This window comes from Paenibacillus humicola (genome assembly GCF_028826105.1).
GTDB lineage: Bacteria > Bacillota > Bacilli > Paenibacillales > Paenibacillaceae > Paenibacillus_Z > Paenibacillus_Z humicola.
Genome location: NZ_JAQGPL010000001.1, coordinates 1,306,022 through 1,332,000, shown reverse-complemented (window position 1 = coordinate 1,332,000; position 25,979 = coordinate 1,306,022). Strand labels below are relative to the sequence as shown.

At 54.3% G+C, this 25,979-nt stretch carries 26 protein-coding genes and 1 pseudogene; 7 read left to right on the top strand and 20 right to left on the bottom strand.

Translation table 11 applies throughout. The annotated features are described in order from the left end of the window. Positions 1–62: 62 nt before the first annotated feature. The 4 genes and pseudogenes from PD282_RS27335 to PD282_RS06325 form a co-directional block, all read right to left on the bottom strand. Positions 63–290: pseudogene (locus PD282_RS27335) on the bottom strand (FAD-dependent oxidoreductase); the annotation flags it as partial. A gap of 726 nt (positions 291–1,016) precedes the next feature. Further along, complete coding sequence (locus PD282_RS06335; protein WP_274649502.1) at positions 1,017–2,099, bottom strand: GerAB/ArcD/ProY family transporter; 1,083 nt, start codon at positions 2,097–2,099, stop codon at positions 1,017–1,019. Between the two features lie 44 nt (positions 2,100–2,143). Beyond that, entirely contained in the window at positions 2,144–3,295 is a 1,152-nt protein-coding gene (locus tag PD282_RS06330) for a Ger(x)C family spore germination protein (RefSeq protein WP_274649501.1), read from the bottom strand. After that, a complete protein-coding gene (locus PD282_RS06325; RefSeq protein ID WP_274649500.1) occupies positions 3,292–4,743 on the bottom strand; it encodes a spore germination protein in 1,452 nt (483 codons plus the stop codon). Before PD282_RS06325 ends, PD282_RS06330 begins: the two co-directional genes overlap by 4 nt. A 279-nt stretch (positions 4,744–5,022) precedes the next feature. Between PD282_RS06325 and PD282_RS06320 the strand changes: the two genes are divergently transcribed. After that, positions 5,023–6,021: a ketoacyl-ACP synthase III gene (locus PD282_RS06320; protein ID WP_274649499.1), complete on the top strand. Its 999-nt coding sequence runs from the start codon at positions 5,023–5,025 to the stop codon at positions 6,019–6,021. A gap of 113 nt (positions 6,022–6,134) precedes the next feature. Here the strand turns inward: PD282_RS06320 and PD282_RS06315 are convergent, their stop codons facing one another. Further along, entirely contained in the window at positions 6,135–7,256 is a 1,122-nt protein-coding gene (locus PD282_RS06315) for a DegT/DnrJ/EryC1/StrS family aminotransferase (RefSeq protein WP_274649498.1), read from the bottom strand. Between the two features lie 306 nt (positions 7,257–7,562). Between PD282_RS06315 and PD282_RS06310 the strand changes: the two genes are divergently transcribed. Both PD282_RS06310 and PD282_RS06305 read left to right on the top strand, forming a co-directional pair. Then, positions 7,563–8,525 carry an NAD-dependent epimerase/dehydratase family protein gene (locus tag PD282_RS06310; protein WP_274649497.1) on the top strand — a complete coding sequence of 321 codons (963 nt, stop codon included), beginning with the start codon at positions 7,563–7,565 and terminating at the stop codon, positions 8,523–8,525. Next, positions 8,522–9,889 carry a UDP-glucose dehydrogenase family protein gene (locus PD282_RS06305; RefSeq protein WP_274649496.1) on the top strand — a complete coding sequence of 456 codons (1,368 nt, stop codon included), beginning with the start codon at positions 8,522–8,524 and terminating at the stop codon, positions 9,887–9,889. Before PD282_RS06310 ends, PD282_RS06305 begins: the two co-directional genes overlap by 4 nt. 46 nt (positions 9,890–9,935) lie before the next feature. Here the strand turns inward: PD282_RS06305 and PD282_RS06300 are convergent, their stop codons facing one another. The 7 genes from PD282_RS06300 to PD282_RS06270 are packed head-to-tail and all read right to left on the bottom strand — an operon-like array spanning position 9,936 to position 15,770. Continuing rightward, entirely contained in the window at positions 9,936–10,892 is a 957-nt protein-coding gene (locus PD282_RS06300; protein ID WP_274655067.1) for a glycosyltransferase, read from the bottom strand. Then, positions 10,892–11,422, bottom strand: coding sequence for a hypothetical protein (locus PD282_RS06295; protein WP_274649495.1), 531 nt, complete (start codon positions 11,420–11,422; stop codon positions 10,892–10,894). Before PD282_RS06295 ends, PD282_RS06300 begins: the two co-directional genes overlap by 1 nt. A gap of 53 nt (positions 11,423–11,475) precedes the next feature. Then, positions 11,476–12,684: a glycosyltransferase family 2 protein gene (locus PD282_RS06290; protein WP_274649494.1), complete on the bottom strand. Its 1,209-nt coding sequence runs from the start codon at positions 12,682–12,684 to the stop codon at positions 11,476–11,478. Then, on the bottom strand, positions 12,684–13,454 hold the full coding sequence (locus PD282_RS06285; protein ID WP_274649493.1) for a methyltransferase, TIGR04325 family: 771 nt from the start codon (positions 13,452–13,454) through the stop codon (positions 12,684–12,686). The genes PD282_RS06290 and PD282_RS06285 overlap by 1 nt, the downstream gene beginning before the upstream one ends. Positions 13,455–13,478: 24 nt before the next feature. Further along, entirely contained in the window at positions 13,479–14,555 is a 1,077-nt protein-coding gene (locus PD282_RS06280) for a glycosyltransferase family 4 protein (RefSeq protein ID WP_274649492.1), read from the bottom strand. Beyond that, on the bottom strand, positions 14,552–15,307 hold the full coding sequence (locus tag PD282_RS06275) for a class I SAM-dependent DNA methyltransferase (RefSeq protein ID WP_274649488.1): 756 nt from the start codon (positions 15,305–15,307) through the stop codon (positions 14,552–14,554). The genes PD282_RS06280 and PD282_RS06275 overlap by 4 nt, the downstream gene beginning before the upstream one ends. A gap of 25 nt (positions 15,308–15,332) precedes the next feature. Next, positions 15,333–15,770: a cupin domain-containing protein gene (locus tag PD282_RS06270; protein ID WP_274649487.1), complete on the bottom strand. Its 438-nt coding sequence runs from the start codon at positions 15,768–15,770 to the stop codon at positions 15,333–15,335. Positions 15,771–15,946: 176 nt separating this feature from the next. Here PD282_RS06270 and PD282_RS06265 point away from each other — a divergent pair, with 176 nt between their 5' ends. Then, on the top strand, positions 15,947–16,432 hold the full coding sequence (locus PD282_RS06265; RefSeq protein WP_274649486.1) for a DUF4214 domain-containing protein: 486 nt from the start codon (positions 15,947–15,949) through the stop codon (positions 16,430–16,432). 100 nt (positions 16,433–16,532) lie between these two features. Here PD282_RS06265 and PD282_RS06260 read toward each other — a convergent pair whose 3' ends face one another. After that, the gene (locus PD282_RS06260; protein WP_274649485.1) at positions 16,533–17,303 is read right to left on the bottom strand and encodes a class I SAM-dependent methyltransferase; all 771 of its coding nucleotides are present in this window, start codon (positions 17,301–17,303) and stop codon (positions 16,533–16,535) included. 13 nt (positions 17,304–17,316) lie between these two features. Continuing rightward, a complete protein-coding gene (locus tag PD282_RS06255) occupies positions 17,317–18,045 on the bottom strand; it encodes a class I SAM-dependent methyltransferase (protein ID WP_274649484.1) in 729 nt (242 codons plus the stop codon). Positions 18,046–18,269: 224 nt separating this feature from the next. On the opposite strand from PD282_RS06255, the gene PD282_RS06250 reads away from it, so the two are divergent. Continuing rightward, entirely contained in the window at positions 18,270–19,496 is a 1,227-nt protein-coding gene (locus PD282_RS06250) for a glycosyltransferase (RefSeq protein ID WP_274649483.1), read from the top strand. Between the two features lie 14 nt (positions 19,497–19,510). Further along, positions 19,511–20,206, top strand: coding sequence for an FkbM family methyltransferase (locus tag PD282_RS06245; protein WP_274649482.1), 696 nt, complete (start codon positions 19,511–19,513; stop codon positions 20,204–20,206). Between the two features lie 60 nt (positions 20,207–20,266). Here PD282_RS06245 and PD282_RS06240 read toward each other — a convergent pair whose 3' ends face one another. The 5 genes from PD282_RS06240 to PD282_RS06220 are packed head-to-tail and all read right to left on the bottom strand — an operon-like array spanning position 20,267 to position 24,336. Continuing rightward, positions 20,267–21,079: a class I SAM-dependent methyltransferase gene (locus PD282_RS06240; protein WP_274649481.1), complete on the bottom strand. Its 813-nt coding sequence runs from the start codon at positions 21,077–21,079 to the stop codon at positions 20,267–20,269. Positions 21,080–21,100: 21 nt separating this feature from the next. Continuing rightward, on the bottom strand, positions 21,101–22,402 hold the full coding sequence (locus PD282_RS06235; RefSeq protein WP_274649480.1) for a glycosyltransferase family 61 protein: 1,302 nt from the start codon (positions 22,400–22,402) through the stop codon (positions 21,101–21,103). Positions 22,403–22,428: 26 nt separating this feature from the next. Further along, a complete protein-coding gene (locus PD282_RS06230) occupies positions 22,429–22,641 on the bottom strand; it encodes a DUF4214 domain-containing protein (protein WP_274649479.1) in 213 nt (70 codons plus the stop codon). Between the two features lie 3 nt (positions 22,642–22,644). Next, positions 22,645–23,484 carry a hypothetical protein gene (locus PD282_RS06225; RefSeq protein WP_274649478.1) on the bottom strand — a complete coding sequence of 280 codons (840 nt, stop codon included), beginning with the start codon at positions 23,482–23,484 and terminating at the stop codon, positions 22,645–22,647. A gap of 18 nt (positions 23,485–23,502) precedes the next feature. Then, positions 23,503–24,336 (bottom strand): hypothetical protein, encoded by an 834-nt coding sequence (locus PD282_RS06220; RefSeq protein ID WP_274649477.1) that lies wholly within the window; start codon positions 24,334–24,336, stop codon positions 23,503–23,505. Between the two features lie 127 nt (positions 24,337–24,463). Between PD282_RS06220 and PD282_RS06215 the strand changes: the two genes are divergently transcribed. After that, on the top strand, positions 24,464–24,952 hold the full coding sequence (locus tag PD282_RS06215; RefSeq protein ID WP_274649476.1) for a DUF4214 domain-containing protein: 489 nt from the start codon (positions 24,464–24,466) through the stop codon (positions 24,950–24,952). Between the two features lie 49 nt (positions 24,953–25,001). Here PD282_RS06215 and PD282_RS06210 read toward each other — a convergent pair whose 3' ends face one another. Continuing rightward, positions 25,002–25,925: an NAD-dependent epimerase/dehydratase family protein gene (locus PD282_RS06210; RefSeq protein WP_274649475.1), complete on the bottom strand. Its 924-nt coding sequence runs from the start codon at positions 25,923–25,925 to the stop codon at positions 25,002–25,004. Positions 25,926–25,979 lie beyond the last annotated feature (54 nt).

The window sequence follows — 25,979 nt, the reverse complement described above, 5'->3', positions numbered from 1 at the left end:
CCTTTACTCTTCGGATCGTGGATGTCGATCGGATAGCCGCTGCGTGCGATCGCTTCCGCCGACCGCCGGCCTTCCGTCACATCCTCGATTTGCAGCGTGACTTGACCGTCCATCCGCCGCGTTTCGCGGATACCGATTTGCGCTCCGACCTGGGAAATGGACGCCCGCTCGAATCCCGGGAGCTTGCGTTTCATAAAGTCGGCAACCATCAGCACCTGCCGCCGCCCGATTTCTTCCGCCTCCGTCAAATGCTCCACGTTCGTGCCGTCCAGCCCCTGCAAGCGGGTCATATTCACCAGCACCTCGTCCTCCTCCGGACCGGTAAAGAACAGCACCTGGTCGCGGTTGAATCGGCAGCCCGGCCTCTTTCCAATGCTTGTAGAAGCCCTGCACCGCGGACAACGGCAGGTTCGGCAGCTCGGCGATCGGCGTCTTGCGGTAAAATTCGTCCGGATGCTCCAACATATACCGCTTCACGGCAGCGGGATCAACGCCGCGCATCCGGAACTTCATCGTCATCGGCTGCGTCAGCCGGTCCGCTTCCCGCCCCTGCAGGACGGGCGCTCCGGACAAAATTCTCATTGCGAGCCCCCCGTCCGTGATGATAGATAGCCACAACTAATCAATTATAGCATGGAAGACGTTTTAGAAAGCGGTCTGATTCTCGTCAATTTCTGGATCAATCTTCTTGTTTCAGCCATAATCGGACCGATGAATGGGGTTATAAAATGAATAGGGCGGAGAGCCGTATAATCAAGCCCTCCGCCTTAAATGATTTTGTTTGAGTTCAATACTGTCGGATGTCGAAGCATGCCTTGAGCCACGTATACAGCTCCGGATGAAAGTTGGCCATAATGCCGCTGAAGCCCGCCCCCCAAGCTGCAGCGATTCCAGCAGGGTCGCGGTGTTGGCGTTGAACGCTTCCGCTTCGTGCCCCGGACCGCCGCGAGCTTGGCACGGATGGTCGATGCTGCAGCATGTCAGGTTTCATTGAAACGGAGTCAAAAATCCATCATTCAAGTGGCAACCGATTTCCTTCTGAATAACGTAACGATCCAAAGCAGAAGAGGAATCGCAATCCCGCAGATGGGAAAAACGACGTACAGCCCAAAATTGTAATAAGCCTCAAATCCCGTTTCGTCCGGAATCAGGAGCGCCATCGCATAAATCGCCGGCGCGCTGAACCACATGAATTTTCGCCAGCTTTTCGCCTTGAACCATTGGGCCGATTCGTGACTCGCGACGAACAATAATAACGATAATTGGGCCGATACGCCGAAGATCCAAATAAACATAAAAAAGATGTCCATATTTTGGATAAAGTCCAGAATATCGACGGTTCTTACGTATAAAAAGTAAGGATATCTGATTTTGGCCGCTAAATTCGGACCGAAGACCATAAGCACCATTAAAGTAGCGGCAAGAGCGAGGACAATGGTAATGCCTACGCCGATCAAGGAACTGGAAAGCGCTTTGCGGGGATTCCGCATAAATGCGACGACGACCAGCAAGGTATAAGGTCCCGGGAGCCAAATGGCGGGACCCAGCGATCCTTTCACGATGCTGATCCATCCGGTATCGGAAAAGACGGGCAGCAAATAGTGCCCTTTCGCATGGCCCGCATTTAAAACGAAACTGATGACCAACGTAATAATAATGACGGGTCCCACGATTTGACATAAACGTCCGATTCCCGTTATGCCTGCGGTAGAAGTCAAATAGATCATCAAGCCCATTATGATCAGCATCATGATCCACAGGGGCGTCCTGTCGATCAGAATCGGCTGCAAAAAGCCGGTGAAATCACGAAGTATAACGGTGCAGAACGAATACCAGGCCGCGAGGTACGGAAGGACGACTATTCGCCCGAACCATTTGCCCAGCAGCGCCCTGCTGAATTGGGTCAACGTTTGGCCGGGATTCAGCATGCTCAAGTGAACGGTAAACAAAGTCAAAGCCGCGCCTATGACACCCGCCGCCAGCATCGAAATCCACGTGTCTTGTTGAGATATGGCGATTGCCGGCGAAATTCGAACCCCGATTATCGCACAAACTTCCGTTACGATTATCCAAACCAATTGCGCGCTTGACAGCTTCATAGTAGCTCCCGCCCCTTTTCGATGTTAGGCCATGCGAATCCGGATCAAGGCATGAGCTTGACCGAAGAGCCGGTTTCTCCGGGATCCTTGCCATAAAGCTTCACGTCGACCGAAACGTCCAGCTTCGGGAACGTCTTGTTCCAATTTCGCTTCAAGGTTTTCCACCGGTGGGGATATTGCCAATGTACATGTTCTCCGAACCCGAAGATATCCGTTTTGTACTGCTTTTGAACTTTTTCGATCATCTGCTGCACCGATTCCCGGGCGACTCGCCCCAGTTCATCTTGAATGATGCGAAGATCCGCCCGTTTGGTCGGATTCAAACTCGTATTGTTCTCGACGACGGTTCCTTTGCCAGTGAGTCGAACGTGGATGCGGATTCGGTCGCCCACCGTCTCCGCACGAATACGGCTGCCCAATGATTTAAGGTTGAGGGTAACATTGCCTTTCCCTTCAGGGACGAAAGAAGTAATTTCAAAACCGGTTTGCCTGTTCGTGATCCAATTGGCATACGAAGACTCCTCTATATTCAGGAATCCCGCCAATTTCAGGCCATCGTCTTTGTTCATGGCCGCCATTCCGGCAAACACGATTTGGTTGGAGGCCGTCAGGCTGAACGCCGGCAGAACGGGCTGCAGGCCTTCGCTTAATACATCGGACAAAAAATCATGAAAATAAAACGGCTTCAAACCCAGGGCCGCTTGTCCATTCGTGAGCGACTCGGCCGCTAGCGGCTCGAAAACCGGCTTTGCGGAAAGGAGGTTTTTTCCTTGGACGCCTTTCGCGATAAAGATCCTTGAACGAAGCTCCGATTGCGGGTTGCGGATAAATTCGTCGAGCAAATCTCCGATTCCATGCTCCGCCAGACGCTGCCCGACAAGAATGACTCTGCGATGCCCGACAAACAGCCTGCGGGATAGCTGCACCTGCAAATTCGGAGCCGTATCGAATAAGTTCTTCCCGGTCGCGCTTACGACGCGGAAGCTTTTCTTCATCGATCCGCCCCCGCTGTCTTGTCCGCTTTCGAGACCGGAAGGAATTGCGATTTGATTACTGACCTCTAAACGTCCGTCTTTCGTTAAATCCATCGCCCCTCCTATAACGAAGGCGACTTGATTCGGCTCCTTCTGATTCCAGCAGCCGGTTGCGAACGGCACGATAAGGAGCAGCGCGAAACAAGAGCCTATTTTCTTCAAGAGGGGGCCTCCTCGTCGTTAAATTCGGTATGTGCGACAAGCTTTCGCGGCGGCCGAATGAATATGCCCTTCAGCTTGCGGCTGTTTTGCGGAGCCACCGGGGCTAAATAAGGCATACCGAACGGAGCCAGATGAACGAGATGAATTAAGATGGCCATCAATCCAGTCCCCAATCCAAAAAGGCCGAAGGTTCCGGACAGGATCAATAAAGGAAATCTTAACATGCGCAGCGGAAACGCAAATCGAAAGTTCGGGATGATGAACGACGAGATTCCGGCGGCCGATACGACAATGACGATAGGCGCGGATATAAGGCCGGCACGGACGGCCGCTTCCCCGAGCACCAATGCCCCGACGATGCTGACGAGAGGGCCGATCTGCTTCGGCAGGCGGATCCCCGCCTCCCGCAAGCCTTCGAACATAACCTCCATCATCATAACTTCGATCACCGTCGGAAACGGAGCCATCTCCCGCAGACTCGCGACCGTCATCATCAGCTTAAGAGGTATCATCTCCAAGTGATAATTCGTTAACGCAATGTAAACGGAAGGGAACAAAAGCGAGAATAACGCAAACAGATACCGAATCCATCGAATCATGGAGACGAACAAGAAGCGTTCGTAATTATCATCGGGAGCCTGAAGGCCGTCCCAGAATGTCATCGGAACGACAAGCGCGCATGAGCTTCCATTGATTAATATCGCCACTTTTCCGTCCAGCAGCCCGGTCGCCACAATATCCGGACGCTCCGTATTAATCATTTGCGGAAAAGGAGAAAGATGCGTATCTTCGATGGATTCTTCGATATAGCCGGATTCAAGAATGCCGTCGATCCGAATCCGCTTGATTCGCTTACGGACTTCATTCAAAACGGGCGTCGATACGACATCCTCGAGATAGGCAATGACGATATCGGTTCGGGTAATTTTACCGACGGTAATGGATTCGAATTTCAGCTTCGACGTCGCCAGTATTCTGCGCAGCAAGGTCGTATTCGTCCGGAGCAGCTCCGTAAACCCTTCCTTGGACCCGCGGATGGTCGCCTCGTTAAAAGGCTCTTCGATGGCCCGGGTCTTGTACTTCGCGACATCGGCAAGAAGCGCATTATTTTCCCCTTCGGCCAGTATGGCGACGTTCCCCTTCAAGATATGGTCGACGATATCATCGACGGCGGAAAGCTTCTTGGTCGACATAACGGGAACGCGCTCCTGTTCGAACCATTGAGCGACGCCGTCGATCGCTCCGAAACCTTGGGGGAGACCATCGTACAGGAACGGTTTGAGAACGTTCGTAACAATCGTATCCGCATCGATCATTCCGTCGACGAAGACAAATAAAAGGCTGGTTTGCCCTTGAATACGAAGCTCGCGAAAAATAACGTCGGAACAGTTTTGAAACCTGTTCCGTAAAATTTGCTCGTTTTCAACGATGCTAATGCCGACTTTCATGCGGTTTCTCTTCTTTCGAGCGTAAGTTAGCTTGTAGTATTTTAGCCATTGCAGGGAAAAAAATACTTTACAGACGAAATCCTGCCGAGCGTGTAACGATGTAGAGATGCATCATTACGCATCTTATCGAATAGAGGTTTTACTGAAACAAAACCTACAGCTTATTTTGAAACCCTTACAGCTCATGCTGAAAAATCACGATTTGACAGCCCCCCTCCAATCGGTTACATTGGTATTAGTACCAGATACTAATACCTGGCCATTAGGGAGCGGATGAACATGAAAGCGGCGGAGTTTCAATCTTCGGCGGTAATAACGGCGTTTGGGGCGTATGTACCGGATCAGGTGCTTGGCAACGACGACCTTGAGCGCATGGTCGAGACCAATCATGAGTGGATCGTACAGCGGACCGGCATAACGGAACGGCGGATCGCATCCGATGAGCAGTTTTGCAGCGACATGATTTTCGGTGCCGTGCGCGACCTGGTATCGCGTTATGATGCGCGGCTGGACGACGTCGATTTCGTGCTCGTCGCAACGACGACGCCCGATACGCTGTTCCCGAGCATGGCCTCGCGGGTACAGGCCGAATTCGGCATCGGCTCCTGCGGCGCCGTCGATCTGCAAGCCGCCTGCGCGGGCTTCGTCTACGGGCTGCAGCTCGCAAACGGGCTGATTTTATCGGGGATTTACCGCAAAATTTTGGTGATCGGCGCGGAGACCTTGTCCAAAATTACGGACTATACGGACCGCGCGACCTGCATCCTGTTCGGCGACGGCGCCGGCGCGGTGCTGCTGGAGCGCAGCGAGGACGGACAGGGAAGCCTGCTCGGCGCTTATTCCCATACGACCGGCAGCGGCGGCCATCATGTGTACTGCTCTCATCTTTCCGGTTCGATCGGCAGCGTGCCGATGCAGACAAGCGGCAAAATCGTGCAAAACGGCCGGGAGGTGTACCGCTGGGCGGTGACCCAGGTGCCGAAAGGCATTGCGGAGCTGCTCGACGGCTGCGGCCTCGGGGTGGATGACATCGATTGGTTCGTGCCGCACAGCGCCAACATGCGCATCGTCGAGTCGATCTGCGAGAAATCCGGCATTCCGCTCGATAAGGCGCTGACGAGCATGGCCGATTACGGCAACACGTCGGCCGCTTCGATTCCACTCGCGATCGACATCGCCTTGAAGGCCGGCAAGCTCCGCAAAGACGACGTCCTGCTGCTGTACGGCTTCGGCGGAGGGTTGACGGAAGCCGCTCTGCTGCTGCGCTGGACGCTGTAATCCAAGGTTGTCCCCATAAATTTCGCAGCAGCGGCGCTGCAAGCCGTAAAATCGGAGAGCTTAACATGAACATCGGCTGATCGGGATCCGCCCGTTCAGCCGATTCATCACTTTTATGCCCTGATCGCGCTTCTCAGCGTCTCCGCCACCCGAATTCGCTGCTCGGCGGTTAACGCCATTCCGCTCGGAATATAAAATCCCCTCCGGGCCAGTCGTTCCGCGACGGGGTAGGATTCTCCCCGGAACAATCCCGCACGGACAAAAACGGGCTGCTCGTGCATGGGCCAAAAAAACGGGCGGGTCGCAATGCCTTCATCCACCAGCCTGGCCTGCAGCTCCGGAGCGTCCAGATTCGCCTCTTCATGCAGGACGATCCCATAAACCCAATACACGTTATCGGCATACGGCGCGGACGTTAACGGCAGCTGAAGCTCCGGCAAATCGGACAGCAGCTCCGTATAATGCCGGCCGATCTCCCTTTTTCGTTCCGTTAATTCCGAAAGACGCTCGATCTGTGCCAGACCGATCGCCGCCTGGAGGTTGGTCATCCGGAAATTGAAGCCCAGCTCGTCGTGAACATACCGGCGGTTCGGCACAAAAAATAAATTTCGCAGGAGCGAGCAGCGCTCCGCCAGGGCATCGTCATCGGTCAGCACCATGCCCCCTTCCCCCGTTGTCACATGCTTGTTGGCGTAGAAGCTGAACGTGCTGATATCGCCAAAGCTGCCGCAGGGCCGATCTTTATAATACTGCCCGATCATCTCCGAAGCATCCTCGATGACCTTCAGTCCGTATCGCCCGGCGATCTCGAGCACCGGATCGACATCTGTAGGCAGACCGTAGATATGGACAATCATCACGGCTTTCGTCCTTGGCGTAATTTTGCTTTCCAGCTGCGCGGCATCCATATTCCACGTGACGGGGTCGCTGTCCACGAGCACCGGAACGCAGCCGCGGCGGACAATGGCCAGTACGCAGGAAATGATCGTAAAACTGGGCACAAGCACTTCGCTTCCGGGAGGAAGATCGAGAGCGGCAACAGCCAGCTCCAGAGCGGCCGTACCGTTACAAACGGCCACGCCATGCTTTCTGTTCGCGTAATCGGCCATCGACGCCTCGAATTTGCGGACAAACGGACCTTCCGATGAAATCCAGCCCGATTCGATGCATTCCGTTACGTACTTTTTTTCATTTCCGTTCAATAAAGGCTCATTTACCGGGATCGGCGGCTTCATGGCTTTCCCCCTCGATTCCCTAATCTTTCCGCAAATGAAGACATTCAACTTAAGGTATGCGCCAGGGCCGGGAAAGGACATGGACGGCGAACCAACCCCGTTAAAATGTGCATACGGCCCCCAATCATTCAACCATGCGAAACGGCAGACGAAACATATATATGTAAGGTGACGGTCTCTCCATTTTCGACCGGGAAAAAATGAACGGATGAACGGATATGGACCTAGGTAACGATACAAGCGGGATCCGCTGCCGGTTCATAAAATGAGAATACTTAGGTCATAACCAAGGAGGCCGCATTTTCGATGAAAAGAATTCTCGTCACGGGCGCAGCGGGATTCTTAGGCTCGCATTTGACCAAGGAGCTGCTCCAGCGCGGGCATCATCTGACCGGGATCGATAATCTCTCCTCGGGAAAAATGGAGCATATCAACGAGCTGCTGGGCAGCGACCGCTTTCGTTTTATCGAATATGACGTCAGCGATCCGGGCGTGCTTCAGCTTCCCGGGCTTTCTGAGGTGGAAGAAATTTACCATATGGCCTCTCCCGCTTCTCCGAAGTTTTATCAAGCCGCGCCATTCGAAACGATCGCCGCGAACACGATCGGCACAAAAAATATGCTCGAGCTCGCCCGGCTTAACCGGTCCGCGATGGTTTTCTGCAGCACGAGCGAAGCATACGGCGACCCGGAAATCAGTCCGCAAACCGAGGAATACCGGGGGAATGTCAATACATGGGGTCCGAGAGGCTGCTACGACGAAGCCAAGCGGCTCGGGGAAGTATTTTGCTACGAATATTGGTGCCGGTATCAGACCAGGGTCAAAGTCGCCCGCATCTTCAACACGTACTCGGCCGGACTGCGAAATGACGACGGCCGCGTCATCTCCAATTTTGTCACCCAGGCTTTGTCGGGCAGCGACATTACGGTATACGGAGACGGCTCGCAAAAGCGCTCGTTCTGCTACGTCGACGATACGGTCAGCGCGCTGATCCTGATGATGGAGACGGATCAGGCGACCGGACGGATCATCAATATCGGGAACCCGGAAGAGCGTACGGTGCTCGAGCTTGCCTGGCTCGTTCAGCAAATGACGGAAACGGACAGTCCGATCACCTTCCACCCGCTTCCGCAGGATGACCCGAAGCACCGCCGGCCGTCCATTGAGAAAGCGAAAACCCTATTAGGCTGGGAGCCCGCCGTTTCCTTGGAAGAAGGGCTGAGGCGGACGATACACGGCTACCGGTCTCGGGGAGCGGATCGGCCATGAAGGTCGTTTGTATCGGCTCGGGCTACGTCGGAACGGTAACCGCCGCCACCTTCGCGAAAATCGGCCATTCCACAACCGTCATCGATATCGACCCGAACAAGGCGGATCTGATCAACGCCGGGAAGTCCCCCATTTTCGAGCCCGGCTTGGAAGAGCTTCTCCAGCAGCTTGCCGGCCGCCTGCTGACCGCGACGACCTCGTTCCAGCCCGTTCGTGAAGCCGATGCCGTGTTTATTTGCGTGGGCACTCCGTCCATGACGAACGGCTCGGCGGATTTGCAGTATGTGAAGAAAGCCGCGGAAAGCATCGGCAGGCACCTGCATCCCGAACGGTTTACCGTCATCGTCAACAAATCCACCGTCCCCGTCGGCACAGCGGACCTCGTTGCGTCGATTATCGAAGATTCGTCCGGGCTGCGGGCCGAGGAGCAATTTGCCGTCGTCAGCAACCCCGAGTTTCTGAGGGAAGGCTTTGCGGTACAGGATGTCTTTTTCCCCGACCGGATCGTTGTGGGAGCCGCCGGCGCTCAGGCTAGAAGCAGGCTCAAAGCATTGTACCGGACCATTGCGGAACGAAGCGGATATAAAGAAATGTGGAAGGATTCTCCCTTCGCGGCGATGCTCCGGTCCGCCAACCCCCTTTATTTGGAGACCGATCCGAAAAGCGCGGAAATGATCAAATACGCCTCGAACGCCTTCCTTGCCGTCAAAATCAGCTACATCAACGAAATGGCGCAGCTCTGCGAAGCGCTGGGAGCGAACGTGCTGGATGTGGCCCAAGGGATGGGTGCGGATTCGCGAATCGGCGGGAAATTCCTGCAGGTGTCCAGCGGGTGGAGCGGCAGCTGCCTGCCGAAGGATACGGCGGAAATATTGGCCGCGAGCCGGCTGTACGGCTGCAAGCTGTCGGTTATCGAAGCGGCCGTGGAAGCGAACCGGGGCATGCTGTCCTACTGCGCCGGGAAGCTGCAGCGGACTCTCCGTACGTTAAACGGCAAGCGAATCGGGATATTGGGATTGACATTCAAGCCGGATACCGACGACGTCCGCGAGACCCAGGCATTGTCCATCATCCAGAAGCTGCTGGAGCTTGGCGCTTCGATCTCGGCGTACGATCCGAAAGGAATGGAGATGTTTCGGAAGCTTCATCCCGATCTGCCGGTCCGTTACTGCAGCCGCGCGGAGGATACGGCCGTTCACGCCGATGCGCTCGTCTTGATCACGCATTGGAAGGAGTTTCGGAGCCTGGACTGGAAAGCGATCGGCCGGGAGATGCGGAATCCTTATATACTGGATACGCGCAACGATTTGAACGGCCCGGAGCTGCGTTCGCTCGGCTTCCGGTATGAAGGAATCGGGATTTAAGCGGAAAGCCCGCATCTACTATGCCATAGATGCGGGCTTTCGTGCGCTATAAATAGCTTTTTCGGGTAATATGCTCGTATAACGATGGCTCGGCGAGCACCCTGCACGTTTGTTTCAGGACCTGGTAAGCCCAGTGGCGCCGAATGGTTCGATAATAGTCGGGATTGATTTTCCCTTGGCTATCCGTATCGACGTACGCCAGCCTTTCGGAAGCGAGCAGCACCAGGTGCGAAGCGGCGTCGCTTTTACTCATGGACCGGAACGCCTCATAGACGTCTTCCACCGCCCAACGCTCATACCGGTCCACGAAATAGGCCAGCGATATCCGGGAAGCATCGATATGATGATATACGACCGCGTCCGGCAAATAGACGGCGTCCCATCCGAGTCTCCTTCCCTCGTCCATCATCCCGGATTCTCCGGTTCCCGCCAAATGCTTGAATTTGGCGGGAAAAGTATCCGGGAAGCTTCCGCCGACCTCCAAAGCCAGCTGGCGCCGGATGGCAAAGTTGCAGCCGAACACGTAGCCGTCCGTCATGACCAGCCGCTCTTCTCCATAATTCAGATAAGCGAAGCATGCATGCAGGTCCGCGGTGCCGTAATCAAATACCCACGGCTCGGGCTCCCTGCCCCATATCGGCACGATTTTGCCCCCTGCAATTCCGGTTGACGGATGCGTCTCGAATTCGCGAAACAGGCCGGAGAGCCACGCGGGGTCCGCGATGATATCATCGTCCCCGAAGACGACAATTTCTCCCTGTGCCTCGGTAATCCCCCGGTTTCGCGCATAATGAAGACCTTGTCTTGGTTCCCTTATATAGCGCCACCTGCATGGTGCGGATCTCATCGCAGTCTGGACGGCCTGTTTCGTTCCGTCGGTGCTGTTATTATCGATGATCAGGATTTCAACCCTGCTGCGGTCCAGCGTCTGGTTAACAAACGATTTCAGCGCCTTCGAAACGTATGCTGCCCGGTTGAAGGTTGGAACGATCAGGGAAAGCATCACATGAACATTCCCTGTCGATTGAGCGATTCCAGCGCTGCGAGCAGATCGTCCAGCGCATGCTCGTCGTCGATTCGAACGAGCGATTCGTAAAAAGGATGACGTTTCTCGTGTGCAGGGTCGTCCAGCGTAATGACATGGTACCGGCTTAAAGGAAACCACCTGCCGTATTTCACCGCAATGGCGTTCCGAATATGCTCATGCAGCCACAAAGAGGCGGCAAGCTGTTCATCGTTCCAATCGCCGCCGGTCTCTTCGTATTGGATCGATACGCTGTATAAAGCCGGATGAACCTCACGATTTTCCTCGATGACGTGAGCCGACGTTCTCGCAAAAAGAGGCTCCGGGTAAGCCGCGCGCTCGATATCGATGAATTGGAGGATGGCGCCGGATTTTAAAATCTTGAAATGCGCAGCCGGCGGCCCTTTGCCGCCGTGCGCCTTGAAATGGTTGGCGATCACAAACGGAACCCGGCCCTTTCGGCCGGAGGATCCGCGATTCAGGTTTTCCATTCGAGTGATCCGCGTCATCGGTCTCCCTCCCTTTCGGTTTACATCGTCCGTGTCCGTCACGAGAGCGCATGTCAATGCAGAGGACGGAACATCGCGTATACGTCATACTCCCTGGCAGAAAGCGGAATAATGTCGCCTACCATAAAGCTGAGCGGCCGGCTGTCATCATTCAATCCGTATTCCAGGGGAACGTACGAGGTTTCGGACACCAGCTGGATCTCGCATTCCGCCTTGCCGCATCCGGCCGGAATTTCCAACGAGAATTCCCCCGGTCCCGCCGTATAACGCTCCAACAGAAGCTTTCCGTTCAGAAGCACCGATAGATGCAGAGGTTCGTCCTGCCCCACATACGCGGGCATTAGATGCGTTCCCCTTACAATAACCGTATGCAGCGGCGCGGAAGTCTCCGACCGGACAACGAACCGGAAGCGCGGCGGAGCCCAGCCGTCTTCATATTGATTCGAGTAAACGACATACGGGGACGAGCCCGATATCGCGGATTCCTTTATTTTTTGCATCAGCCATGGGATGCCTTTATTCCAATGGCTGCCGATAAACTCCATCAGCCAATAGTCGGAGACCGAGCCGTAATATTTCAAGCTGGTTTGAAACGCCTCGTAAATGCCCCGGTCCAGCCAATCCTTTACATTTTTGCTGTCGGCATGCAGCCTTGCATTCGCAAGCGGGTCTTCGATATCGCCGACCGGGTACTGTTTGGCGATTCGAATCCATAAATCGTAATCCATGCAAAAATATAATTGCTCGTCGATTCCGCCCAGCTTCTCGATCACCGGTTTCCGAAAAAAAGCAGCCGGCTGGCAGATCGTATTGATATGGTACAGCCGCTTCGGATCGAAGGACTCCACCGGGTAAAAATTGATGACTTCGCTATGTTCGTCGATATAATAAGCTCTGCCGTATACCATCGCCCACTCCGGATGCTTCTGCAGCGCGCTCACCGCCTTCGAGACCGCCCCGGGCAAATACGTATCGTCGGAGTTGAGCCATCCGATCAAGCTTCCTTTCGCCATCCCGAAGCCTTTGTTGAGCGCGTGCGATTGCCCCCGGTCGGGCTCCGATATGAACCGGAACCGGCCGTCCGATGCGGCGTACTGCTGCAGCAGCTCCAGCGTCCCGTCCGTAGACCCGCCGTCGATGACAAGATGCTCGAGATGAGGATAATCCTGCGTCAAGACGCTTTGGATCGTTTCCTGAATAAAGGCGGCTTGATTAAAGGACGGCGTAATGACGCTGACGAGCGGCGGCTGTCGCCCGGCCATCAGGTTTTTTTCCTTTTCGGCGCAGCCGGGATTTTCCGGAGAAGGAATCCTTTGGCCTGGGCCACGAGCCCGTCCTCGAGCGGGTAAGATTCGAAAGAATCGAAATCGTCCATGACCTCGTACTTTTCGCCAACGACGGACAGGAACCGCTCCAGACTCAGCAGCCAAACCGGCGTGATCGATTCATGGATGTACGGGGGGATCACATATAAAGTGAGCCTGTCTTCAGCCGGGAGAAAAGGCGTCCGGTCGATGATGATGTAGTCGAAGCCGCTGTCCATCAATTTGTACAAATAAGCGTACGGATCGTCAAGCGCCAGCAGCACGCCGGACAGGATAGCGGTGTGGGGACGCCCGGCGGCCACGCATTCGTCGATCGAATAATAAAACTTCAAAATCTCGTCTTGGATGTATTTTCTGCCGCAGGCTACATAATGCTCCTGCTCGACAATGTTCCATTTGATTTCGTTCAAATGCTTCAGAAAGCCCCTGCACTGGAAATAGGAAGACCCCAGCGATCCGCCCAAGTCCAACACGTTCAATTTATTGCCGTGTTCCGTCGCGATCATCAGCAGATAGGCCAGAAGCGGATAGGAATGCTGGATTTTGTCGAAAAGGACGGAATCCCGTTCAAACGCGGCTTCGCCGGATTTGACTTTTAACGTGGCTTCTTTGACTTTCTCCAAAAAGTAATCCGGATCCCCGGCATAATACTGCATCGCCTCGGACCAAGACGAAAAGCTGCCGAAAAGACCGTGCTCCCGATCCATGGGCTCTCTCCTCCTTGTTTCCGCTCAGGACGTTAATTGAGCGATAATGTCCTGCAGCCGCTGATTAAACTGCTTCTTCCCCCAATCGGCCGCCCGCTGTTTTCCTTTTCGAATCAAGTCCTTGCACAGCCCGTCGTCCGTCCAGAGACGCCTTACGCATTTTGCAATCTCCGTCACCGAATTCGGGTCAAACAGCAAGGCCGCATCGCCGGTCTGTTCCGGCATTCCGTAAATTTTGGATACCGCCACCGGACAACCCAAAACGAATGCTTCCAAAGGAGGAATGTTCGTCGGTCCGAAGAAGGTCGGCATTACCAATGCGCGCGCCCGCTTATACAACTCGGGCATATAACGATCGGGAACATAGCCCAGAAAATGAACCCGGTTCTCCAGCCGAAATTGTTCGACTGACTGCCACAGCTCCTCGAGTCCGTTCTTTTCCAGTCCCGCAAAAACAAGATGAATGTCGGGCAGGTCGCGGGACAACAAGGCGACTGCCTCAATCAGGCGCAGATGGTTTTTATGCTTCCAAAAATGGCCGGGATAAAAAATAAATCGCTTCGGAAGCCGGAATTTCCGGTCGAAGTCGCCGGGTGAAGGATGGTGGATGTATTGCGGCGGAATGTATGGCAGCACATAAATGTTTTCCAGCGGATAACCGTACGATTCGTGAACATGCTTGCGGCCGGTCGCCGAATCGACCAATATTCCCGCGCTCCATTTGCAAATATTGCGATAAATCTCTTCTCTCAGGTCGTACTGCTCGCCTTCGGACACCTCGGGAAATTCGCTCTCGTACCGGTGCATCAAATCGTGCACGGCGGTCAGTACGGGCACCTTCTTCTGAAAATCCCAGCCCTCTTGCGCCGGAAAAACCCATAAGTCGCAGGACGGAAACGGCTCCTGCCACCAGCTCAAATCGATGATTTCCATGCCGGAATAAGGCTCAAGGTACTTGCGCCAGACCGGATCGACATACGCGATAACCGGTGTATAGCGCGCTGCCGGAAGGCTCGCAATGGCATCAAGCATATTCAGGCTGTATTGAAACGTCCCTCCGAAGTTCGGGTCGCTGCTGAGGAGCAAGCCGATCCGCTTCATCGTTTCCGACCTATATACAGAACGCTCCAGGTACGTTCCCCCGGGTCGCGGCCCGTCATAAATTCGCAGCAGCTTTCCAGTTCCATGCCGGACCGGTCCAGCATCATTTCGATCTCGGGCGTAAACAGGTACCGCATGCGGTGCGTTTCTTTCCATTCGTCCATGTGCCCGCTTTTCTTGTCGTGCAGCAGAACCTGATAGTTGACCTCGACCGTATTGCGATTGACCGACATGACCGGCTCCGCGAGCCGGATGACGCGGGATTCCTCGTCCTCCCACCGCTTGACCCGGACCGCGGGACGATCCGTTAGCACCGCCGGTCCATACCAGCTGTCGAAGATAAACAATCCGCCCTCTTCAAGATGCGCCGATGCGTTTTGGAACGCCTCAAGCAAATCCTCATTCCGGTTCAAGTAATTGACGACATGAAACAGCGAGAAGACAACGTCGAAACGTTCGTCCAGCCGGACGGTGCGCATATCGCCACGGATGAAACGAAGGCTGCTCCCGTCTTCCCTTTGTTTCGCTATGGAAAGCATATCCCCGCTCTGCTCGATGCCGCAAACCGAATACCCCTGCGCGGCGAGCAATGCCGCATGCTTCCCGGTTCCGCTGCCCATCTCAAGCAATCGCCCGGCCCCCGGCCGGCTGCTTTGAATGATGCGGTCGATATAGCCGGCTTCCGTTTCATAGTCTTTGTCTTTATAAAGCAAATCGTAGTAGCGGGAATAGGAAGGTCCAAAAACGGTCATCGTCGCTGCGCTCCTTTTCCGTTCATCACGTTTTATTCTTCAAAATGACTTGATCCGCATCAATGCCCGTAAACCGGGTTTTATCTTGATCCGCCGCGTACGGCCCCTGCTTCACCTCAATCATTTCCACCTCATCCAGCACCTCGAAACCATGGCCGCCGAATGCCAGCAGAATCGTGTCCCCCGCCTCCAGCACGCAGCTTTCGAAATAACGCTGCGAATCGTCGTAAAAATCGACGCGCAGCCTGCCTTTCTTGATGAACAGCACTTCTTGCGTGTAATGCACCTCGCGCTCGACGAGATTATGAATATGTGGTTGAATCGTTTTGCCCGCAGGGTGCTTCATAAAGGCAAGCTGCTGCGAAAAGTGGGACGGCGTTACGAAATGCACGCCATTCTCGGAAAAATGCCGCGATACGATAATGGCGTACAGCTTCGCCTGATGGACGACTTGTTGAAGCATGGCATCGGATGCCTCCTTATTCTTTACTTATACCGTATGCGGCTCGGGAAATGGTGGACATAGACTCGATCATCAATTGCATGCGTTTTACGGCAAAATCGCGGATGATGTCCAAACCGTTCGGAAGAATCGCCATATACTTACTCATAGAAGCACGACGATCGGAGGGGCAGCCAGTGAAAGTGATCCAGCTTCTGCACCAGGCCAATCAGTTGAACGATGAACCGTTTGTTTGCAGCTTGTACGCTCAGCTGTTAAATCGGGCCGCTGACAAATCGGAAATCGCCGCGCAGGCGGCTTATTTGCGCTCGGGCATGCCCAGAACGGAATTGATCATCGGTATCCTGAACAGCGACGAAGCGATTCAAATCTACGCCGCCCCCTCCTTCTCCGAAGAACGCCAGCCGACGGTAGCGGACAAAATGAGCCGGCTTCTCGCAATGAACCATGAAGATATGGTCCACAATTTTTATACCGAATTATTGTGCCGTTATCCGGATGCACACGGTTATCCGGCATTTCTTAGACTGTTGAATGAAGGCCATTCTCCGTTATCGCTTGTCAACCTTATTCTAAGATCCGATGAATGGAACGTATTATTTCATGCGGACCGCTATTATTTCGCGCGAAAAATACTGGCCGAATTTTACAGCCGGCTGTAACAAGCAGAAGCGGCCGACGCCGTCTTGCGGCGGCGGGACAAACAAAGAAGGACCCCTGACCTAAAGGAGATAGATCCAAGTCCTTCCCGTTTGCGAATGGTTACGTATCCGTTCGTTTCTTCGAGGCGAATACGACCGAATTATATTGAAAGTATTCAATAGGTTTCTTTTGAAGATAGTCCGAATATGTGCGGTCCGCGTTCGTAATCTCGTCAATCGAATGAAAGCAATGCAGATCGAAACGCGTCGTCGTCATTCCGTATGCATCCGCAATCGAGTCGATGTCGTCCCCCCAGTCCGTATGGACCAATGCGCCTTCCTCGCGGAGCGGATCGCCGTGATATACACGCGGAAGCCCGGCCCGGCTTAAGCTGCTTCGTCCTTCGTGGACCGGCACCGTAAACACATGATAGCCTCCCGGCTTCAACACCCGGTGAATTTCACGGAATGCCTTGTCGGGACGGGCAATATGCTCGAAGACGTCCTGCGAAATGACGAGATCGAATTGATTGTCTGCGAAGGACAGGTTCTGAAAATCGTTGCATAGGATGCCGTCTTTGTATTCGCCGGGCTTTATGCCGTCAAAATACTCAAAGCACGTATAGCCCTGCAGCCCGTGCAAAACCTCGTGAATCGGCCCGTCGGACTGCGATTCCAGGATCGCGATTCCATGCAGGCTGCCGACGCTTTCCGCGAGCGGCCGGTCTTGACGGCTGAAAATTCCGCTTATGATTCTAGCCGTATCGGAGTATCGGATACTCGCGGTACAATACTGGCAGTTGGCTTCCCGGAGCAGGGTCGCGCCCGGCACGATCACGAAGCTGGCGAGCTCGCCGCAGACGTAACATTCTTCGCAGCAAATGATCTCCACAGGGTAAGCCTCCTCATCCGTAATCGGCTACGTACTGCGAATGGCCGAACGTAAAATGCATCTCCCGCACGCTGCCACTCTCCGCATCCGAGCATACGGCAATAAAATAAGAGGCCGATTCCGGATCCGTATTCCCCTGATCAAACGGGATATGCCTCGCAGAGGCTTGTGGCGTTAAGCCCTTAATGGCAATCCCTTGCATATATCCCTGAAAAAACACGTTCACATGAACAAAATAAGCCTTCAAAAACCGGAGAAACTCGTCGTAATAAAACTCCGTCACATGAAACGGATTGGTGTAGCCGTACGGATCCGTATACACTCTTTTATTCGGGGTCGATACGATAAACAGGCCGTCCCGCTTCAATACCCGCTTGATTTGCTCCATATAGACAATGACGTCGGGCACATGCTCGATCACTTCAAACGAAACGGCAAGATCGAATTTCGCATGGGCGAACGTCAGGTTCGAGCAATCCATTTGCATAAATTTCAAATTCGGCCGGGCATACCTCTCCTTTGCGTACGCGATCGCTTCATCCGATAGATCGATTCCCGTTATATGACCCGCAGCGTGTGCCAGTTCAAAAGTGCCGTACCCCGCCCCGCAACCCAGATCGATCGCATGATGCTGGGGCTTCGTGAGCTGCTTCGCAAAATAATACCGGGAGATATGCTCGTGGAATAAATCGGGCGTCACCTTTCCGGGAACGACTCTTTCCCCCGTAAATTCCAAATCCAATGGCGATTCCCCCCATCCTGATTTCCCGCGGCCGATCCCGCAGCCGGGAGTCCGGCTTCGTCCATGGGATCAGAATATGCATCGACGGAAAGCGAGGTGTAGGTTACCTATAGGCATACAGCCGGACTTTGGACAAAAATAGGTGGGTGACTGTTTCATGCGATTTGCCGGCATTCATACGATATACGAAAGAGCGTTTCGTCAGCGTTTTAGGGGGGAATCCTTTGGTTCACGACAACCGGATCAATGAACGCCTGCACGCGGTCATGAAAGGCGCGTCCGGCATGGCTGCCGCAGTCCCAAACGAAACCGTCGATGTTATTATCCCGATCTACAATTCTTTCGATTATGTCAAGCGGTGCATCGAGGCCGTACTTCGAAACTCGGAATCTCCCTATCATCTCTATCTCATCAACGACTGCAGTACGGATCCGAGAATGAAGCCGTATTTGGACCGTTTGCACCGGCACGCGAAATCCGAGCATTTAACGAAGCTGGTCGTCATCCACAATGAACATAATTATGGATTTGTGAAAAATGCAAACCTGGGCATGGGAATGTCATTCAATCACGCGATTTTGCTCAATTCCGATACGGTCGTCCCCAAAAATTGGATCGGCCGTTTAATCAGCCCGATACTGCTCGATCCCGGGATCGCTTCCGTATCGCCGTTTTCCAACAATGCCTGGATCTGCTCGTTTCCTTCAATTTCAAACGAGGGGCATGAGCTGCCGGAGCAGATGTCCGTCGATGAAGTGGACGCTATTTTTCGATTGTATGGTTCCGGCGAGGCGATCGAGCTGCCGACAGCCATCGGTTTTTGCATGGCGATGAACCGGAACGTGATCGACCGGATCGGCGTGTTTGACGACGAGACCTACGGAAAAGGGTACTGCGAAGAAGGCGACTGGTGTTTCCGGGCCAAAACGGCGGGCTATAAAAATGTGCTGATCCCCAATTTGTACGTCTATCATAAGCTCGGCGCAAGCTTTGACTTGCACTCGGAAAAGAGCCGAGACGAGCGGATTGAAGAAAACGTGGTCAAATGGGCCAACCGGTATCCGGAGCTGTTTGCCGGCATTCAAGTTTTTTTGGACGATGATCCGATCCGGCCGATCCGGAGCGTGCTCAGAAGCGCGGTCGAAGCCCGCCGCCCCCCTCGGAGGAAAGGCCTTTTGGTTTTCGTCCCCGAAGCGGAAAACACCGATCGCGCTGCGTACCCATACGGAACCGAGAATCGAATGTATACGATGCGGATGGAGAGAGGCGGCCTTCAATTGACCGATCCCTATGTCGAGGGCGGGCTGGACTACTTGCTTTCGCCTGATGATCTTGGCCGGGCGGAATGCAGAGCCCTTATGCGGCTGTTTAATATTCATGCGATACGAGTGTCGAAATCGATACGCGACGATGCCGTGCTGGAGGCGATCCGGCACCTGTTCGCGGTGTGAAAGAAGGCGGAGAGATGATTCATCAAACGCTGGACGGATATTACTGCGAACCGGAGCAATTCCATCAATTCAGAATGGAGATTTTAAGCAGCGGCGGCATTACGGCCTTTTTGGACTGCGGCGCAAATACCGGCGCATTCGCCAACTATATCCGGCATTCCGGATACGGCGGGACCATGATTTCCTTCGAGCCCGCATCCGCCGAATTCGCCCAGTTATCTCATCTTGCCTCGCGCGATCCGAACTGGGTGTGCCGCCAGGTCGCGCTTGGCGCCGAAGAAGGCGTCGCCCGTTTTTATTTGGCCGGCAATTCGGAAAGCAGCTCCCTGCTCCCCATGCTTGACCGGCATTTGGCCAGCGCTCCCGAATCGCAGTATACGGGAACCGAAATCGTACGCGTCAAGCGGCTCGATACGGTTTGCGCCGGACTACTGCCGGGAGAGCAGAGCATTTATTTGAAACTGGACGTCCAAGGGAATGAAATGGCCGTCATGAGAGGCGCCCGCCGCATTTTGGAACGGACAACGGCCATCGAAATCGAGCTCGCGTTCGCTCAACTGTATGAAGGCCAGATGCTTTACGACGAGATGATCGCCTGCTTGAAGCAACTGGGCTTCACCTTATTTTGTTATGAAAGCAACTTTACCGATCCCGGCACGGGGGAAGTGCTGGAGGTGAACGGGATCTTTTTGCGAGGCCTGTCCGGATGAACGCCCCTCTATTGAAGCGAGCCCTTGGATGAAATTTCGTTCATCCAAGGGCTCGCGCTATTAACCGCCGAATACTTCCGGGCTCGTTAACATTCGGGCGATCCATTCCGTCAATTCGGCTCCGGCGAGCGTTTGAAGCCCGGCAGCCTTTTCCTGCTCCGCCGGCTCGCGATTCAGCGCCTCCAAGTAGAAAAGACGTATAAAATGCTCCCGATCCAGGATGGACAGCTGCATCAGATGCCGCAGCCGGTCCGCAATCGTAATGTCCGAAGGGTGCATTTTTTTGACGACGCAGTTGCTTTCCCAGATCGACCGGATCATATAGCCCGGCGGAAGCTCGAACACCAGCCGAGTCGGTCCGGGCCATGCGGGCACATCGTCGAACACAATGTAGCCATTGTCCGCGACGAGCGGGCTCCAATGTTCGAAATCGGCTTTGACCGCTTCGTAATCATGGCAGGCGTCAATGAATAACAGCCCGATCGGCAAATCCGGTTGGAAATTTCGAGCCGTCTGGACCGTATCGCCGACGATCGGATGGACCAGGTGCAGAACACCCGCTTTTCCGAGATTATCCTTAAACTCTTCAAACAGCTGGTTCTCTTCGTAGCCGACCAGCAGCTCCGCATGTCCGGGCTCGGTCTCGGTTCCTCTCCACGTATCGACCGCGAATACGGTGCCCTCGCCGCGATCCAGAATCCCGTGCGCCAGCCATAAGGTAGACCGGCCCTTCCAGGAACCCAGCTCCGCTACAATGCCGGTCGGAGCGTGAAAGCGTGCCAGCTCGTATAATCGCATGCCCGCTTTGTCCGATACCCAGCCTTGAATGGAAGCGGTCATTTGCTCAATCTCCGCGAAACGATCGTGCAGCATCGTCATTGCTCCTCTCCATCTCTATAGGATCGCATGGTACTGCAGTTCAACGTTCAACCGCCCGATATCGACATCCATATCGCCCGGCCGGCAGGGCCGGTCCGGATGCGAAGGATGCTCCTCGCCGACGATACCGCGGTGAACCAGGCCGACTTTTTGGCAAAGCGCCAGGTAGCACGGGTTGACGCTGCCCGGATGGTACAGCTCGACGATTTTCGTGCCCGGCCGGCAAAACACCAGATTGGCCAGACCCGCTCCGTGAGGAGCGACAACGGCTTCCGCATCTGCAAAAACGGCGATTTGCTCCGCGACGCTCATCGTTTCCAGCGTCAACGGCTGGAATCCGAACCTCTGCAGGTGCTCGATCACTTCGTGCTCGTTCAGGATCCGCCGATTCTCCGCAAGCGAGCGGCTGATGTAGATGCGGCGGCTCTGAACATGTGCCGGCCTTCGTCCTTTCGTCAGCATTGCCTGCCGAAGCAGCACGCAGGCAAGTTTCGGCATATGGCCGGAAAAACCGGCCATTGAAGGGACGACGAGCCTTCTCGCTTTCAGGTGCAGGTGCTCGCCGCACTCGATCAGCTGTTCCTCGGAGATCCCGAACATCTCCAGTGTCTCCTGTTGAAAGGCATGCCCGCCCGCCCGATTGACGACGTATCGGTCCACCTGCAGTCCGCTCTGCCGCATCATTTCAATGCGGGGAAGCACATCGAACATCCAGTGGTAATAATTGTAGCTCCCCGGCGATGTCAGAACGCCGACGGTCTCTCTCGTGGACGCCGCCTCCAGATAGCTCCATTCCGAAAAAACGGAGTGGTATTGAGGCTCGGCCGGCTTGTTGAATTCGATTCCCACATCCCACAGCAGCATATTGTCGGGAGAAATGACGCTCCCTGACGGACCGGCCACCCGGCCTTCGGGAACCACGGCCACGAACTGCTGCGGAGGCATTCCGGGGTCGAACAAAAACGGTAGACCCGGCTGATCAAACGAGATCGCGCTGTCGTCCGACGGGAGCGGCATATACACCGCACCCGAGTTCGGAAATTGGGCACGGAAAGTATGAAACCATTCCAGAGTCGACCAATAAGCGCCTTTCGGAGCGTCCGTATTCCGCAGCACGTTGTGCAGTGCGGATTCCTCGCTTTGCAGCAGCTCCGCGACCAGCGTCAGCTTCGGCGTGCCGAAGTCCAGCATATTGGCGCAGTAGTCAAATTCCGCCGCATGAGGCTCTCTTGACAGAAGCTCCTTATACAGTTCGGTTATAAACTCGTATCCATCCAAGTTTACGAGCCGCTGCAGCGCCCGGGCGATGGTCACCATGGACCTCTCCTTTCCATTCGCTGGGGTTAGTAAGGCAGGTGATACAAGTAGTCCGCCTCCGCGCCGAGCATAATCCCGAGTACGATGTTAATTCTCGGCACACCGGCATGCAGCAGCTCCAGGTGGCCGCTCAGCGCTTCCGGTTCCGGCTCCCGGTTCAGAAACTGCTTGAACGCCTCGATAACGAATTCGTCGTCTTCCAGCTGGAACAGCCGCTGCAGTTTATGTGAAATCGACATCCCTCAATCTCCCCCTTGGAGCCATAAGCCCGATTCATAATCAAGATAAAGGATCCCGTCCGTTGAATCCGGGATAAAGTATTGAACGAGCGGTTCCATGTACATTTTCGCCGTCCCCTGGAAATGCAGCAGACCTAAACGGACCCAGCGTTTTGTTTGGGCGTGTCTGCCATGCGGAACCCCGTTTTTCAAATAAACCTTTTTCTTTCCGTCCGCCTCTTCCAGCTCTTCCGGGATATTAATATTGATGCAAATAAACGAGGAGCGGGCTTCTTCGGCAAGCATCCCCGCTTCCTCGGGAAACAAATACCGGAAGTATTCCAGAAGAACCATGTCGGATATGCCGGTATAATACGGGAGCGTCTGATGAAAATCCAGTACCTGCCCATAAGACGCCTCGTTCTCGTAGCACTCCATGATAAAATCGCAAAAATGCGCCAATGCGCTTAAATCCCGAAAACGGTAATGATTGAACACAATATCCGATTTCAGCGGCTTCCTTTCTTTCTCGCCCATATAGAGCAGAATATCCGAATCCAGGTACCAGCATTTCCGCAATCCGCTGTGAATCATAAAATCCTTTAACATAAAAAAGCGTTCGAAACAAAACCATTCGTATTCGACGGGATTCGGGCTGTCATGCCTGTATCTTCCGGCAAAACCGGACCGGCCCGCAAATTGCTCCAAAGGAATGAAATGGACATCGCCGATCACATCCGTCCAGCTGTCGTCATCGCCGATCACGTAAACCTCCGCATCCGGATTGGTTGCTTTCGCCTGCATCAGGCTGTATACCAGAAATTCGCAGCTCCCGTAATGAATGAACACGATCGGAATGGACAATTCGGGCACCTCCTGCGGCTAAACCGGCTGCCAGAGCGCGGATGCATAATCGAAATAATAGACATCTTGATGGCGATAGTGAAAATTATGGAGAAAAAACGGCTCCATGTACATTTTGTCGGCCCCTTGAAAATGAAAGGAATTCATTCGGACCCACGCTCCGGACGGCATATGCTTGCAGTACAAATTGCCGTCGATGCGGTACACTTTTTTCCGGTCGTAGATCGTTTCGAAATCTTCCGCAATATTAATGTTGCCGCAGAAATAAGCGCGGTCGATGCGGCTTGCCAGCATGTGCATCTCATTCGGGAAAATCGTGTTGTAGTAATCCATCAGCACCATATCGGAAATACCCGGGCACCCCGTAGAGGGAAGAAAATGCTCGATACGTTCAAACAAAGCGCGCTCGCTGTAATGATCGAGGATCATCGAGCAGAATTGCCGGAGCGTATCCAGATTGTTCATGCCGCGGTGATTGAAAATAATGTCGCATTCCTGAAAATTCCGCTCGCTGACGTCCATAAACAGCAGCACGTCGGAATCCTGGCAGCAGCAGTGCATCAGCTCATTTCGGGCCATGAAGTTGCGCAGAATGAACAGCCGCTGAATGCAGAACGCTTCGAAGGCCGGCGAATTCGGCCCGATATGCTGATACAGCGAGGCAAACAGCCCGACATCCTCGTCGTAATCCGAAATCATGGCGTGTTCGACGTAAGAGCTGTTATATTTACGGTTCGCCTCGTCGCCGATCAGAAATACTTTGCAGTGCGGATTCGATAGTTTGGCTTGAAGCAGCGCGTATTTCAAGTAAAAGCTGTCTCCCTGGTGAATAAACACGATCGGAATGGACATGTTTGTCTGACCTCCTTTTAACCCGCGTCTTGCGAAAGCGCCGCTAATATGCCCAAACCAATTAAGGCCGGTAACATATGCTTTATTAACTCACCTTCACTTATGAAGCCGACAGGAGGGAAAAAGGATGAGAATTGCCCAGCTTCTGCACCGGGCGTACCAATACAACCCGGACGATTTCGTGAAAGAAATGTTCAAGACGGCGCTTAACCGTGAAGCGAGTGCGCAGGATGTGCAGGATCATCTGCAATTGATGGCATCCGGCGTTACCAAGAACGATGTGATCATCGGGATCTTAAACAGCGCCGAAGCCTCCATGATCATGCAAGGGCCGCTTTCGCTTCCGCCGGACGCTCAGGAAACCGTAATCGGCAAGCTGCAGCGGCTCATGGCCCTGCCGCCGGACCATTACGTCCACCACTTATACGTTGAGGTGCTGTGCAGAGCGCCTGACCAGGAAGGATTCGAGGGCCACGTCATGCGCCTGCAGCAGGGAGAATCGAAAATCGTCTTGCTGACCAATTTCCTTCAATCCGACGAGTGGCTTGAGCTGATTCAATCGGATCGCAATTTTATTGCGAGAAAAATTCTCCATCACTTCTTAAGCACGCTATAAAACGGCGCCGGGGCTGTCCCGCCAGAAGAGGCGGGACGGCTTCTTGTATTCACGGACTGATGCGGCTGCGAAAATAGTCCAGCGTTTCTTTCAAGCCGTCCTCCAAATCATAGGCCGGCTTCCAGCCCAAAACCCGCCGCGCCGCCGTATTGTCCAGCCTGCTGAATTCGATATCCCCCTCGCGGGGCGGCAAATAACGCGGAACGACAGGTGTACCGTTCAGCGATGCCATCAAGGCGAACAGCTCGTTAATGCTCGTTCGCTCGTTTCTTCCGATATTCAGCACATGGCTGCCGGTGTCCGCCAAAGCCAGCACATTAGCTTTCGCGACGTCCTTGACATAGACGAAATCGCGGACCTGGTTTCCGGTCCCGTAAATCGCCGGCGCCTCTCCGCCGATTAAGCGCTCGGCAAAAATCGAGACGACTCCCCCTTCGCCCCCGGAGGACTGCCGCGGGCCGTAAACGTTCGCATATCGTAAGATCGTATACGAAAGGCCGCACAGCTCGCCGAAAAGCTTCATATAATGTTCCGGGACATTTTTGGACAACCCGTAAAAGGAGAGCGGGTGGACAGACACCGATTCCTCGATGCTTACGTCTCCCGGATCTCCGTAAACGGCGCAGGACGATGCGTATACGAGTTTTTTGACCGCGAATGTCCGGCAGCAGGCCAGAACGTTAACGGATCCCAATATGTTGCTGCGCGCGTCCGCATAAGGGTTTCGAATCGACTCGGGCACTTTCACCTGCGCCGCCTGGTGAATGACCGAATCGAATCGCTCGCGCCTAAACACGTCTTCGAGCCCGGACGAGGAGACATCGATTTCATGCAGCCGGACACCGGAAGGCACATTGGCCCGCCGGCCCGTGCTGAAATTATCGATCACGACGGGCTCATGTCCCTCGGCCGTCAGCAGCTCTACGATATGAGAGCCGATAAATCCGGCCCCGCCCGTTACCGCCACTTTCATTTTCGATCCTCTCCCGTACTCCGTAAATCGTTCGCTGCAGCGGAAGCGGGCTGC